This window comes from Microcoleus sp. AS-A8, from assembly GCA_039962225.1.
GTDB lineage: Bacteria > Cyanobacteriota > Cyanobacteriia > Cyanobacteriales > Coleofasciculaceae > Allocoleopsis.
On sequence record JAMPKV010000001.1, the window covers coordinates 738,551 to 752,615 of the forward strand.

General features: G+C 49.2%; 11 protein-coding genes. 8 read left to right on the plus strand and 3 right to left on the minus strand.

What is annotated here, in order from left to right; genetic code table 11:
* Positions 1 to 4 precede the first annotated feature (4 nt).
* The gene (locus NDI48_02845) at positions 5 to 193 is read right to left on the minus strand and encodes a hypothetical protein (GenBank protein MEP0830140.1); all 189 of its coding nucleotides are present in this window, start codon (positions 191 to 193) and stop codon (positions 5 to 7) included.
* Positions 194 to 620: 427 nt separating this feature from the next.
* Here NDI48_02845 and NDI48_02850 point away from each other — a divergent pair, with 427 nt between their 5' ends.
* Positions 621 to 1,076, plus strand: coding sequence for an NUDIX hydrolase (locus NDI48_02850; protein ID MEP0830141.1), 456 nt, complete (start codon positions 621 to 623; stop codon positions 1,074 to 1,076).
* Between the two features lie 137 nt (positions 1,077 to 1,213).
* Complete coding sequence (locus tag NDI48_02855; GenBank protein MEP0830142.1) at positions 1,214 to 2,053, plus strand: alpha/beta hydrolase; 840 nt, start codon at positions 1,214 to 1,216, stop codon at positions 2,051 to 2,053.
* A gap of 13 nt (positions 2,054 to 2,066) precedes the next feature.
* Here the strand turns inward: NDI48_02855 and NDI48_02860 are convergent, their stop codons facing one another.
* Both NDI48_02860 and NDI48_02865 read right to left on the minus strand, forming a co-directional pair.
* Complete coding sequence (locus NDI48_02860; protein ID MEP0830143.1) at positions 2,067 to 2,867, minus strand: pantothenate kinase; 801 nt, start codon at positions 2,865 to 2,867, stop codon at positions 2,067 to 2,069.
* 8 nt (positions 2,868 to 2,875) lie between these two features.
* Positions 2,876 to 3,895 (minus strand): CBS domain-containing protein, encoded by a 1,020-nt coding sequence (locus NDI48_02865; GenBank protein ID MEP0830144.1) that lies wholly within the window; start codon positions 3,893 to 3,895, stop codon positions 2,876 to 2,878.
* 654 nt (positions 3,896 to 4,549) lie between these two features.
* On the opposite strand from NDI48_02865, the gene NDI48_02870 reads away from it, so the two are divergent.
* From NDI48_02870 to NDI48_02895, 6 genes are all read left to right on the plus strand, one after another.
* Positions 4,550 to 6,268: a diflavin flavoprotein gene (locus NDI48_02870; GenBank protein ID MEP0830145.1), complete on the plus strand. Its 1,719-nt coding sequence runs from the start codon at positions 4,550 to 4,552 to the stop codon at positions 6,266 to 6,268.
* A gap of 59 nt (positions 6,269 to 6,327) precedes the next feature.
* Entirely contained in the window at positions 6,328 to 6,690 is a 363-nt protein-coding gene (locus tag NDI48_02875) for a hypothetical protein (GenBank protein MEP0830146.1), read from the plus strand.
* 100 nt (positions 6,691 to 6,790) lie between these two features.
* Entirely contained in the window at positions 6,791 to 11,140 is a 4,350-nt protein-coding gene (locus NDI48_02880; GenBank protein MEP0830147.1) for a filamentous hemagglutinin N-terminal domain-containing protein, read from the plus strand.
* 74 nt (positions 11,141 to 11,214) lie between these two features.
* Positions 11,215 to 12,954, plus strand: coding sequence for a diflavin flavoprotein (locus tag NDI48_02885; protein MEP0830148.1), 1,740 nt, complete (start codon positions 11,215 to 11,217; stop codon positions 12,952 to 12,954).
* 211 nt (positions 12,955 to 13,165) lie between these two features.
* Positions 13,166 to 13,429: a hypothetical protein gene (locus NDI48_02890; GenBank protein ID MEP0830149.1), complete on the plus strand. Its 264-nt coding sequence runs from the start codon at positions 13,166 to 13,168 to the stop codon at positions 13,427 to 13,429.
* A gap of 253 nt (positions 13,430 to 13,682) precedes the next feature.
* Positions 13,683 to 14,060 carry a response regulator gene (locus tag NDI48_02895; protein ID MEP0830150.1) on the plus strand — a complete coding sequence of 126 codons (378 nt, stop codon included), beginning with the start codon at positions 13,683 to 13,685 and terminating at the stop codon, positions 14,058 to 14,060.
* Positions 14,061 to 14,065: the final 5 nt, after the last annotated feature.

Below are 14,065 nucleotides of genomic sequence, written 5' to 3' on the forward strand. Positions count from 1 at the left end.
TTCATTAGCGCATTTGAGTTTTTTGAACACCGTCTCCGAGTTCACTGTTTTCATCCTGTTCCTCTTCTGCCGGAGGTCTGTTATACCGCCGATTTTTAGAGAAACGACCCGTATTTTTACGTTTACGAAACTTACGGGCGTAGGCTTGATTCCGTTGCGCCTTTTCTTTCTTTTGGTTGCGGCGCTTTGCCATGTTTACCTCATTGATAAAAAAATATGCCTCGCAAACTCTTGCGAAAGATTCAGCTTGGCTTGTCTATCTTATCAGTGTTGCTCATCAGAAGGTGGCAGTCTGAAAACAGACAGCAAGAGGTGCTAAACAAGAGCCAGGTGCTATAACCAACTAGGAGTCTGAAGTTTAGCTGGATTGACCCGCCTCTCGAATATCATCCTTTCTGAACCATCGAGTCAAAGAAATCGCTGAGTCTAGCTGAGGCACTTCAGCCATTTTAACAAAAGCTAATCTACACACCCGAGCGATTTTCGAGTCAGGAGAGATGATCACTGGCGTCAAAAAACTGATTTTTCCGGGACTGCTGATACCGAACTGGTATCCGTAGAGACTATGATAACAGTCTGTAAGCAACCTATTCACGAGGCAAACATAGCCTTTTTTTGTAATGCGTCGAACATGGCAATTTGTACAAACGGTATTGGGAATTATATTCCGCCATCCTGTCACAGGTACGAGTATCATCCCGATTTTGCCGAATGGGCAAATTGTGCTGATCAGGCGTCGCGACAATGGTAAATGGGGACTACCAGGAGGAATGGTGAACTGGGGTCAAGATTTACTAACCACCGTGAAGCGGGAGTTAGAAGAAGAGACGGGTTTAGAGTTGCTAAAGGTTCGTCGATTGGTTGGAATTTACTCTGCGCCTGAACGCGATCCCAGGATTCATTCAATATGTGTTGTAGTAGAAGCCGATGTTCAAGGAACAATGCAAGTCCAGGATACCTTAGAAATCAGTGACGTCAAAGCGTTTGACCGCTCAGCTATCCCCCTAGGTGAGCTTAGCCATGACCATGACCAACAGTTGCAGGATTACTTCGATGGCAAGACAACCTTCGCTTAAGCAGCTAGGGCAACCGGAAGAGACTGGCTGGAAAATTAAGAGCGTCTTGGTGTCTCAGTATTCCTGTGTCTCCTTCTCGCAGTCCTCAATCCTCTCTCTTGACCTGTCCAACTCTGAAATAAGACCCTAAGCTCAGGATGAATCTACCCTTACGCAATTCTCGAATTAGGCTACCCTTAGGGCAAGTTTTCTGGCGTGAAGTCGGTCGGGGACCGATACTGGTATTTCTCCATGGATCTTGGCACGATGGCAGTCAATGGCTACCGGTCATCGATCAGTTAAGTGAGAATTACCATTGCTTTGCCCTTGACTTGTTAGGGTTTGGCGAATCTGAACGACCTAAACTCCACTACTCAATCCAGTTAGAAGTTGAGTGTTTGTTTCAGTATCTAGAGGCGCTACATCTACCAGAGGTATATTTAGTCGGTCACTCCCTGGGCGGCTGGATTGCGGCGAGTTATGCTCTGAAACATGTGGAAAATGTTAGCGGTCTCGTGTTAATAGCACCAGAAGGCGTTAAGACACCCAGGAAGCGTTTGGGTGAAGGGTGGACGAGGTGGTTGATTGGGCGTCCCCCGATCGCCTATCTCATCCTGCGCTGCCTCTATCCCCTGGCACGATTGATTGGGCGACACCAATCCATTGAGCGAGCGCTGAAATGGCGCAAACAGATACTCAGTTCACCCACGGCTGGCAAGCTGTTATGCCAACGACGGAGAGCAGAAATTCAAGCGGAATTATTGCAAGAACAACTCGAATGGCTCAATGTGCCGACGATGATTTTGCAAGGCGCAAAGGATGATCCAGATGCGATCGCGCAATCTCAAGTCTATGCCTCCCAAATCCCAAAAGCCCACCTGCAAATGGTTGAACCTGGGGAAAATGACTTACCCGAAGCCTTACCGGGTTTATTAGCGGGGCATATTCATGATTTTGTCCATCGGGTCGAAAGTTGGAAGGTTGAAGTTGAAGGGTGAATTGCCTAACTGCCTAACTTGCAATTTTCAACCTCAGTGACCGAATTCCCCAAAAAATTAAGTGTGAATTCCAGATGAGCTGACGTGCTATTTCGGGATACTGGGATTGGAGATAGGTCAGAAGTACAGGTGAGTCGCCGCCCGTGAGAACGATTTGACTCGTGGGAAACTGAGATTGCCAGTCTTCTATAAAGTCCCGCATTCCTGCCAGTACGGTGTAAATTACACCACTCTCAATCGCCGACGCTGTCTGCATCGCCCAACGGGGTGGTAGCTGGGTGGGGAGTTGGGTCGTTGGCAGGGCGGCTGTGCCTCGTGTCAGAGACTTTAACTGTAACCCTAGCCCCGGTAAAATGGCTCCCCCTATTAACTGAGAGTGAGCATCCGCACCCGTTAATGTCAGTGCCGTACCTGCATCAATCACAAGCACCGGATAACCAAACGTCTCACCCGCACCCAACAACGCGAGGGCACGGTCAATTCCCAAGGTAGGATAAACTCCCAAAAGCGGTACTTGGGCTAGGGTAATCACTTTTACCGCCGGGTAGGTTTGCCAAAGAGTTGTTTGGCTGGGGACTACCGAAGCGACATAAAGAGGTAAAAGGCTTGTCGTGTTCGATAAGTGTAGAGAAATTAATTGAGGTGGCAAGATGGCTGCTGGCAAAATGCCGGACGCCCAACGCTGAATGAGTTGCTCAACGGCTGACGCGGGTAAATGGCTACTATCCCAGGCTTCTTGAAGGGTGGTACCTACAAACCAAGCCCAGTGTAAGCGGGAATTTCCGATCATTAACGCCAGCCAGCTTTCGTTCACGAGATTCTCTATTCAGCCTGTGGGTTCAATTGAGCTGGAAGGTAGGGTATGTGTTGCTCTAATGCAGCTTTGTGACTTTGCAAGAGTTCGGCTTTTTCCACTTCTAACTGCTCGATCGTCCGTTGTAATACTTCGATCACACCATACATTTCCACAGGATCGAACACTCGCATCAGGTTGGTTTGAGTAATGATTCCCAGTGCTCTTCCCAAATCCCAAGACACCACCAATCGTCTGACACGTCGTCGTTGCATCTCCTGATGAGCTTTCCATAACGTATCGTGTGGGTGGAGCAGAAATAGCGGTGTACTCATCACGGTTTGAGCTAACGTCTGGGCTAAATTCAGCCTTAGGGTTTGGAATTGCACAATATCTCGCTCTGTCACAATCCCTAGCGGAAAAAAGCCTCCATAGCCATTTTCTTGTGTAATCACAACACAACTGACTCGTTGCTCTGTCATCAGTCGGGCTAAATTTAATACGGAAGTTGTTGCCGGAGCATGAATCATCTGAGTCGTCATCACCTCTGACACACGCCGCAACTTCAGCAGGTTGGCGGGTCGAAGGATACGACGAATGCTTTCTTGTGAGACAATGCCAACCAGTTGATTTTGATCGCCCACAATCACCAGATGGCGAACCCGATTCCGACGAAATAGGAATATGGCAGCAAAGACATCCTGAAAATTCGACTCAGGCATAGTTAGCACTGGCTGGGACATCACCTCAGAAATTTTTATCCCCTCGAAGGGTATGCCATCAGCCGTGAGCCACACGATATCCCGTTCTGTAAAGATTCCCAGTAGCTGGCTGCCCTCCATGACTAACACACAGCTAGAGTGCGTCCCATAGCGGGGGATTGATTCTAAGGGGGTATTGACCTCACTCAGCGAACAACAACTCCCTCGGACCTGACTCATTAATGCGAGCACGTCTAACAGTAAGGTGTCAGGTGTAACTATCAGGGGGTTACGATCAATGGCTTCCTCTAGAACGGGTGAATAAATCAGCGGATCGTCAGGTTGCATGGTTAATCGATAGGGGTGCAGGCACTCTTAAAACGTCGATCAATGGTCAAAGCTGTGGAAATTTCAAGGCGACCAACCTAACCTAGACCCTGGTTACAGCAGAAGGCAGAAGGCAAAAGGCAGAAGGCAAAAGGCAGAAGACAAAAGGCAGAAGGCAAAAGGCAGAAGGCACCTGAGCTCATACGACGAGGCTTTTATGTTTATTAGTACTACGTGGTTGTTTGAGCCGTTAAAGAAAGTTCTAACCTTTATGGCGACAGCTATATATCCAGTTTTCTCCACAGAGGTTACATGGGGACTTTGCAATCGCCCCTAGAAACTATACACATTACACCATTCACCACTGACGACCGGTTAAGACGGGTTGGTTGTCATAAGTATTTTTACTCAGTTACCATACAAAGAGTAACCGTTGAACAGACTGCCTCCCCTACAAAACGGTGTAAAACATCCCAGCCTAACCAAGGGTCTATGCTCAAAATCAGAGAAATTGATAGTTAAAAACGAAAAAACTGATGCCCCTACGTTTCAAACTTCTTAGCATCACTATCATTTTTTCTAATTTAGCCTGACGAGTTAGTTGTGTAAAAATAAAGACAAAATAAAAAGTTTTTTAAAAAAGCAGTAAAAAGTAGTTGATTTAGGAGTCATTAAATGGTATTGCTGACCGACAAAACCCAAAAAAGATTAACGATGCAAACGGGCGAAATTGCCCCCGATACAACCACGATTCGCTCTTTGGACTGGGATCGCGATCGCTTCGATATCGAATTCGGCCTCCAAAACGGCACGACATATAACTCGTTTTTGATTCGAGGTGAGAAAACGGCTTTAGTAGACACCTCCCATGAAAAGTTCCGTCAACTGTATTTAGACACCCTTAAAGGACAGATTAATCCCGCTGAAATTGATTACCTCATTATTAGCCATACCGAGCCAGACCACAGTGGTTTAGTCAAAGATGTCCTCCAGTTAGCGCCTCAAGTAACAGTAGTAGGGTCAAAGGTAGCCATTCAGTTCCTCGAAGATTTTGTGCATCAACCCTTTGAGCGGCTGGTTGTTAAAAATGGCGACAAGCTAGATTTGGGCAAAGGACATGTGTTGGAATTTGTCAATGCCCCTAACCTGCACTGGCCTGACACTATTTTCAGTTACGATGCGGGGACGCAGGTGATGTTTACTTGCGACGCCTTCGGCCTGCACTACTGTTCAGACAGCACGTTTGACGAAGATTTAAGGGCGATTGAACCGGATTATCGCTTTTACTACGACTGTTTAATGGCTCCCAATGCGCGTTCTGTGCTGTCTGCCCTCAAGCGGATGGATCAGTTGGGAGAGGTGACGATAGTCGCGAATGGTCACGGCCCCTTGCTGCGTCATAATGTGACAGAACTGGTCGGTCGCTATCGCAAGTGGAGTCAAGCCCAAGCCAAGGCAGAGACATCGGTGGTGGTGTTTTATGTCTCCGATTATGGGTATAGCGATCGCCTGTCTCAAGCCGTTGCTAGAGGGATTACCAAAACGGGCGTTGGCGTGGAAATGATCGACCTAAAAACCGCCGATCCCCAAGAAGTACAGGAAATGGTGGGGCGTGCGGCAGGAATGGCAATTGGAATGCCCCCAGCCTCCAGTAAAATTGCGGCGGCGGCTGTAGGCACAGTTCTGGCGGCAGCGAAGTCCAAGCAAGTGGTTGGCATATTCGAGTCCTACGGGGGAGATGACGAACCGATCGATCCCTTACTCAATCAATTCAGAAATCTGGGACTGAAACAAGCCTTTCCCGCCATTCGAGTGAAGGATACACCCACAGAAGCAACGTACCAACTTTGTGAAGAAGCGGGTACAGATATGGGGCAAATGTTAACCCGCGATCGCGACATCAAGCAACGGAAAGCCCTTGATAGTGACCTTGATAAAGCCTTGGGACGGATTAGCGGTGGACTGTACATTATTACAGCCACCAAGGGTGATATTAAGGGGGCAATGTTGGCATCCTGGGTATCACAGGCTAGCTTCCAACCCTTGGGTTTAACCATTGCCGTGGCTAAAGATCGGGCGATTGAGTCCTTGATGCATGTCGGCGATCGCTTCGTCCTCAATGTGTTAGAAGAAGGCAACTACCAAGGCTTAATGAAGCACTTCCTCAAGCGCTTCCCACCGGGTGCCGATCGCTTTGCTGGAGTGAAAACTCAAGCGGCTGAAAACGGTTCCCCCATTCTGACAGATGCCCTTGCCTATATGGAGTGTCATGTTGTCAGCCGCATGGAACTCACCGACCATTGGATTGTGTACGCCACCGTTGATAATGGTCGCGTTTCCAAACCCGATGCCCTAACTGCGGTTCACCATCGTAAGGTTGGGAACTACTATTAAAGCTATCAGTAGGGTGGGCAAGGCTCACCCTACAACTGCCTACAGGGCAAGGTTAAAGGATGTCAGAAAAACCAGACGAACTGGCGATAACTTTATCGTCGTCACCCAACCTTTCTAATCAGAAGCCTCGAAATTCTCCTCAAACGATTTCATTTGTTGAGGAACGTTTAGCAAGATCAGATTCGCCTAACGAAGCTTTAGACTGGGCTAGAGTGCGCGAGGTAATCCTTCGCCAAAATGAGGAGGTTAAGGAGGAAAATCACCGACGTTTTCTGGAAACCAGCCGATTAATTTATGGGCTAGCCTTTGCGGGGATAAGTTTTTTAGTCGGGATAGTCCTGTGGATTTGTCATTATGACAATTCAGTTTATTTAATTGTTGCAGGGCTGATTCCATTGATGCTATTCAAAAAACCTAATTAGGTGTTGAGGTAAACTCCTCAATACTCTGGGAAAAGGAGAGTTGTTAACGCAGAGGGACGCGGAGGAAGGGATGCAGAGAATGTGCGATCGAGGCAGATTATTGGAATTATCAAACCCCCTCAACGCCCCTCAGCGTTTACCTCTGCGACCCTCTGCGTTAAAAAAACAAGATAGGAGGATTGCCGGTGCGATCGCGCTGATGGGAGGTTGTGCGATCGCGTTTTCTGGAAATCGTACCTTAGCTCAGAGCAATATCGTTCCCGATAACACCTTGGGTGGTGAAAGTTCCTTTGTTGTACCCAACTTTAACGGTTTGCCTGTGGAAGCGATCGCAGGCGGGACAGCAAGAGGTCAAAATCTCTTCCACTCTTTTGTTGAGTTTAACGTTAGCGCGGATAGAGGAGCTTATTTCTTCAGTCCTAACGCGGACATTCAGAATATTTTGGCGCGGGTGACGGGTAATAATCCATCACGAATTCTGGGTACGATTGGAACCTTTGGCAATTCGACGCCCAACCTATTTTTGATTAATCCTAACGGCATTTCCTTTGGGGAGAAGGCCAGCTTGGATGTGGGGGGTTCTTTCGTGGCAACGACAGCAAATGCAATTCGCCTTGGTAATACTGGGTTATTCAGTGCGTCAGAACCTCAAACCAGCAATTTACTCGCAATCAACCCCAATGCTTTTTTTTATAATCAACTCTCTAATCAGGGGCAAATTGTCAACCGCTCTACGGCAACAACAACGGTGTTAGGTACTCCTACCATTGGGCTTCAGGTTCCGGATGGTCGGAGTTTGTTGTTAGTCGGTGGTGATGTCAGGTTGGAGGGTGGGCGTTTATTCGCTTTAGGGGGTCGAATTGAATTAGGAGGAGTGGCTCAGAATGGAACATTAGAACTGACTACAAATGGTAACGAACTGCGTTTAGGTTTTCCTACTGATGTAGCCAGATCCGATGTACTCCTCACGAATGAAGCTGAAGTAAATGTACGCGCTGGCGGTGGCGGGAGTATTGCCATCAATGCCCGGAACGTGGAGGTTTTGGGAGGAAGCAAAGTACGGGCGGGAATAGCGTCAGGATTAGGTTCGGCTGAGAGTAAGGCAGGAGACATTGAAGTTAACGCGACAGGCACAACAACTATTGCAGGAGAGCTGAGTTTTCTGGCTAATGTGGTGCAGCCTGAAGGTGTGGGCAAATCGGGTGATATTAATATCACAACCAGGTCACTTTTTGTTAAAGAGGGCGGTTATTTTAATTCCTCAACTCAAGGACAGGGTGATGCAGGCAATGTAACAATAAATGCCCGCGATATAGTCTCTTTTGATGGCACTGACCCCAATGGAGGAACAAGTAGAGCCGTCAGTACAGTAGCAGAGGGAGCCGTGGGGAACGGAGGCAATATCAACATCACAACCGGGTCGCTTTTTGTTACCAATGGCGCTGAACTGGTTGCTGGTACTGCTGGACAGGGGAATGCTGGCAGTGTGAGGATTACTGCGACGGATACCGTGCGCTTTGATGGGGGTTATGCCGCTAGCTCGGTGGCTGAGAGAGCGGTAGGGGATGGCGGTGACGTTGAGATTACCACTAACTCCCTTGAGGTTACCAATGGTACTCAACTATCTGCTGGCACCATTGGTCAGGGGAATGCTGGCAGTGTGAGGATTATTGCGACGGATACCGTGCGCTTTGACGGGGGTTACGCCTTCAGCTCAGTGGAAGCAGGAGCATTGGGCAATGGCGGTGACATTCAGATTACTACTGGTTCACTTTCGGTTACCAATGGCGCTCAACTCATTGCCAATACTGCTGGACAGGGGAATGCAGGCAGCGTGAGGATTACTGCGACGGATACCGTTAGCTTTGATGGCGTTGCCAGCAATGGACTCTCAAGTGCGGCCTTCAGCAATGCGAGAGCAGGAGCACTGGGGGATGGCGGTGACATTGAAATTACCACCAACTCGCTATCGGTCACCAATGGCGCTTTGCTATCTGCCAGTACTGCTGGAAAAGGCAAGGCTGGTAGTGTGAGGATTAGTGCCACCGATACCGTTAGCTTTGATGGGGGTGATGCTTTCAGCTTGGTGAGAACAGGAGCGGTGGGCAATGGCGGTGACATTGAGATTACTACTGGCTCACTTTTGGTTACCAATGGCGCTGTGCTGTTTGCCAGCACTTTTGGTCAGGGTAAGGCTGGCAGTGTGAGGATTACTGCGACGGATACCGTTAGCTTTGATGGCGTTGCCAGCAATGGACTCTCCAGTAGTAGTGCCATCAGCTCGGTGGGAGAGGGAGGGGCCGGGGATGGTGGTGACATTGAGATTAACACTGGCTCCCTTGAGGTTACCAATGGCGCTTACCTGTCTGCTGGCACTAATGGACAAGGCAAGGCTGGTAGTGTGAGGATTACTGCCAGCGATACCGTTAGCTTTGATGGCGTTGGTAGCAATGGACTCCCCAGTAGTGCCACCAGCTCGGTGGGAGCGGGAGTTGTGGGGGATGGCGGTGACAATGAGATTAACACTGGCTCCCTATCAGTCAGTAATGGCGCTTACCTGTCTGCCAGCAACTTTGGACAGGGCAAGGCTGGCAGTGTGAGGATTACTGCGACGGATACCGTCCGCTTTGATAAGGGTAATGCCGACAGCTTTTTAGGCATAGGAGCGGTGGGGGTTGGTGGTGACATTGAGATTAACACTGGCTCCCTTGAAGTTATCAATGGCGCTCAACTGTCAGCTGGCACCTTTGGACAGGGAAATTCTGGCAGCGTGAGGATTAGCGCCACCGATACCGTGGGCTTTGATGGGGGTGGTGCCTTCAGCAACGTGGGATTGGGAGCGGTAGGCAATGGTGGTGACATTGAGATTACTACTGGCTCCATTGAGGTTACCAATGGCGCTTCGCTGTTTGCCGCTACTGCTGGACGGGGCAATGCTGGCAGTGTGAAGATTACTGCGACGGATACCGTCCGCTTTGATGGGGTTGGCAGCAATGGACTCCCCAGCGAAGCCTCTAGCTCGGTGGTATCAGGAGGGGTGGGCAATGGTGGTGACATTGTGATTACCACTAACTCGCTTGAGGTTACGAATGGCGCTGGGCTGGCTGCCCAAACGGCTGGACAGGGCAATGCTGGCAGTATAAGGATTACTGCGACGGATACCGTCCGCTTTGATGGGGGCATTGCTCTCAGCGCGGTGGGAGAGGGAGCTGTGGGGGATGGCAGTGATATTGAGATTACCACTGGCTCGCTTGAGGTTACCAATGGTGCTGGACTGAATGCCTTCACGGCTGGAAAGGGCAATGCTGGCAGTGTGAGGATTACTGCGACGGATACCGTGCGCTTTGATGGGGGTAACGCCTCCAGCTTTGTGTACGCAGGAGCGGTGGGGAATGGCGGTAACATTGAGATTACCACTGACTCCCTTGAGGTTACCAATGGCCTTTCTCTGTTGAGTAGTACCCTTGGTCAAGGGAATGCTGGCAGTCTGAAGATTACTGCCTCTGATACCGTTAGCTTTGATCGGGGGACAGCCTACAGCTCAGTGGAAGCCGGAGCGGAAGGTAAGGGCGGTGACATTGAGATTACCACTGGCTCACTTTCCTTGACTGATGCCCTCATATCCTCTGAAAGCCGGGGAACTGGTACAGCGGGTGACATCACTCTCCAAACGACGCAAAACTTGGAAATGAATCGTTCCTCAATCCTTGCCACCACCCAAACGGGTAACGGCGGTAATATTAGGCTGCGGATGGGAGATTTATTAGTGATGCGTAACGACAGCAATATCTCCACCACCGCAGGAGTCGCAGGTGCGGGTGGCGATGGCGGCAACATCAACATTAATGCAGGTTTCGCTGTCGCCGTCCCTAAAGAAGATAGCGACATCACCGCCAATGCTTTCAATGGACGAGGCGGCAATATTAACATCACCACTCAAGGCATCTATGGTCTGACATTCCGAGAACAGGACATTCCCGCAAGCAGTGATATTACCGCCAGTTCTCAGTTTGGTTTAGACGGTGAATTTCAACTCGATTTACTCACCAATGTTGACCCCAGTCGGGGGTTAGCCGAGTTACCGACTAACGTAGTCGATGCCTCACAGCAAATTGACCGCCGTTGTACCCCCGCAGCAGCAGACCAAAAAAGCAGCTTTGTGATTATAGGACGGGGTGGCTTACCTCCTAGTCCGAACGACTTGCTCCAGAATGATGAAGGAATAACTCCTAATTGGATAACCCTCAACGCCCAGGCAGAAAACATCTCTGGTGTTACCCCTCAAACCAATCTCACTCCTAGCACGCCTAAACAATTGGTGGAAGCACAAAGCTGGATATACGGTGCCCATGGAGAGGTGATTCTCACAGCCCAAGCATCCAGCGTTACACCTGACAAATCTTGGCAAACATCCCCATCCTGTCACGACATTAAGCCTAGCTCTAACTAGGCAGGGAGGGCAGAGCGGGAGGGGAAGAGGTTTTAAATTTCGTGTCTATCTAAAAACCTATTGAGGTCACAATCATGGTCACAGTCACGCCAACAACAAAGCAACGCGATGTTCAAGTTCTCCCCATTGGAGCAGAAACCACCGTATTGCGATCGCGCACTTGGGATAGACTCAAGTTTGAAATCGAGTATGCCCTGCAACGCGGCACCACCGCCAACTCTTACCTAATTCGAGCCGATAAAATTGCCCTGTTTGACCCCCCTGGTGAATCCTTTACCGAAATTTTTCTCGCTGCACTCCAACAACGCCTCAACCCAACCCAGCTAGATTACATAATTCTCGGTCACGTCAATCCCAACCGAGCCGTTACCCTCAAAGCCCTGCTTGAACTTGCACCTCAAGTTACATTTGTTTGCTCCAATCCGGCATCAATTAACCTACGAACTCTCTTGCCAGACCAAGAACTGAAAATTGAGGTTGTGCGAGGTGATGACACCTTGGATTTAGGGCAAGGTCATCACCTACAATTTATCCCAACCCCCAGTCCTCGATGGCCTGGTTCACTTTGTACTTACGACCCCCAAACCGAAATTCTCTTCACCGATAAGCTGTTTGGGGCACATGTCTGTGGTGACCAGGTAATGGACGAAGGATGGATGACGATTAGCGAAGACCGACGCTATTACTTCGATTGCCTCATGGCACCCCACGCGAGGCAAGTGGAAAAGGCGTTGGACAAACTAACTGAATTCCAGGCAAGGCTTTATGCTACGGGTCATGGCCCTTTGGTGCGCTATAGCCTGATCCCCCTAACTCAGTCCTATCGACAGTGGAGTGAGGAAAATGCCACAAAGGACTTGACGGTTGCCCTAATTTATGCATCTGCCTATGGAAATACCGGAACCTTAGCCCAAGCGATCGCACGGGGCATCACGAAAGCCGGTGTTGGGGTTGAAGCAATTAACAGCGAAGCGGCTGACCCCACAGAGATTCAGAAAGCGGTGGAGAAAGCAGACGGATTCATTATGGGTTCCCCAACCCTAGGCGGTCATGCCCCAACGCCCATCCAAACCGCACTGGGAATCGTCCTTTCGACCGCCAGCAAAACAAAACTCGCGGGTGTCTTCGGTTCCTACGGCTGGAGTGGTGAAGCCATTGACTTGATTGAAAGTAAATTCAGCGATGCCGGTTACCAGTTCGGCTTTGAAACCATTCGAGTTAAATTTAAGCCCAACGAAGTTACCCTCAAATACTGTGAAGAAGCAGGTACCGACTTTGCCCAAGCTTTGAAGAAAGCCAAAAAATCCCGTACCCCCCGGCAACCTGTTGGTGAGTCCCAAGCCGCGCGTACCGAGCAAGCGGTGGGACGTTTAATCGGGTCTTTGTGTATTGTTACAACCAAACAAGGGGAACTCAAGGGGGCAATGCTGGCTGATTGGGTTTCTCAAGCCACCTTTACACCTCCGGGTCTTACCATTGCAGTGGCCAAAGACCGAGCAATTGAGTCGCTGATGCACACGGGCGATTCCTTTGTCCTGAATATTCTCGCCCAAGGGAAGCATTTGGGCTTAATGAAGCACTTCCTCAAACCCTTTGGGCCTGGGGAAGACCGATTTGCTGGGGTCACGACCCAAGAGGCTGAGAATGGTTGCCCGATTCTAGGCGATGCCTTAGCTTATTTAGAATGTACGGTAGAAAATCGCATGGAATGTGGCGATCACTGGGTCGTCTATGGGGTGGTTAAACAGGGCCAATTACTGCAAGCTGACGGCGTTACTGCTGTGCATCATCGCAAATCAGGTACTCATTACTAATGACGAATTGAACGCAGGGGTAGCACCAGACTCAGCAACAAACGCTGCCCCTGTCGGACGGCTGCACTATCCTTGCTTGATGGCGACTGGGGTCAAACAAGGCGTTTTGCCAAAATCCTCTTCTGGAATCTGGTTTTTAGGTTAATTTAAGGTTAAGAATAGGTAAAGAAAATCTGTTAACATTGAAATTTACTTTCGATAGGAGGTAGCTATGGCAGATTCAGCTCGGATGAGCAAGAACAGCTTTCTCTATCCTCAGAGCCGCTACTACGGACGGTTTACACCAGAGCATCTAACCTTCAATGCCAATTTGCAAGAATTTGCTCAGAATGTTTCTTACATCTCGGCTCTAGAGACGGGAGGAAAGCTGTCTCCGGAAGAGGCTTATACGAAGATTAAAGGTTTGTGGAAACAGTTGAAGCACAGCAAGAAAGCATTAGGGATTGGTAAAAATCTACCTCAAGAAACAACCTAATTCTTCGAGTACTCGGTAATCTGTATAAGAGTTGGAATAAAGAGTCTGAACATAGGGATTTGCGAAGTACCACCTTTGTCGCCATACCGTAACCAGAAGGATGAAACGACTGCCATTCTGGCTACCAGAATGGCATTACCCATGAGGATGAGGAGCTACAACGATTGCTGCCAGCAGGCGGCAACCACAAGGTTATTGTCAGCTCCCAGGCTAACGCCTTGATTCTTTGGGTCAAAAGACTGAAAAGCAACTAATGACAAGGGTTCTAATCATCGAAGACGAAGAAATCCTGCGCGAGAGTATCCTGAATATCCTAGAGACGAATGGGTTTAGTACGATTGAGGCAGGAGATGGCCAAAGTGGAGTACGCTTGGCAAAAGAGCGGATTCCTGATCTTATTTTGTGTGATATTAGGATGCCGGAGCTCTCTGGGTACGAAGTATTAAAAACACTGCGTCAAGATCCACTGACGGCCGGTATTCCCTTACTCTTTCTAACGGCAGACAATATGCAAAACGTCATGGATCAAGGAGAGGCTCTAGGGGCAAACGGCTATCTGACGAAGCCCTTTTCAACTGTTCAACTCTTACAAGCGATTAGTCAAGGGCTTCGCGATTACCCTAGAAATTAGCGCAG

Coding starts and splice junctions, on each gene's coding strand:
- NDI48_02845 (MEP0830140.1), bottom strand. CDS start 193: ATGGCAAAGCGCCGCAACCAAAAGAAAGAAAAGGCGCAACGGAATCAA.
- NDI48_02870 (MEP0830145.1), top strand. CDS start 4,550: ATGGTATTGCTGACCGACAAAACCCAAAAAAGATTAACGATGCAAACG.
- NDI48_02850 (MEP0830141.1), top strand. CDS start 621: ATGCGTCGAACATGGCAATTTGTACAAACGGTATTGGGAATTATATTC.
- NDI48_02865 (MEP0830144.1), bottom strand. CDS start 3,895: ATGCAACCTGACGATCCGCTGATTTATTCACCCGTTCTAGAGGAAGCC.
- NDI48_02890 (MEP0830149.1), top strand. CDS start 13,166: ATGGCAGATTCAGCTCGGATGAGCAAGAACAGCTTTCTCTATCCTCAG.
- NDI48_02895 (MEP0830150.1), top strand. CDS start 13,683: ATGACAAGGGTTCTAATCATCGAAGACGAAGAAATCCTGCGCGAGAGT.
- NDI48_02885 (MEP0830148.1), top strand. CDS start 11,215: ATGGTCACAGTCACGCCAACAACAAAGCAACGCGATGTTCAAGTTCTC.
- NDI48_02875 (MEP0830146.1), top strand. CDS start 6,328: ATGTCAGAAAAACCAGACGAACTGGCGATAACTTTATCGTCGTCACCC.
- NDI48_02855 (MEP0830142.1), top strand. CDS start 1,214: ATGAATCTACCCTTACGCAATTCTCGAATTAGGCTACCCTTAGGGCAA.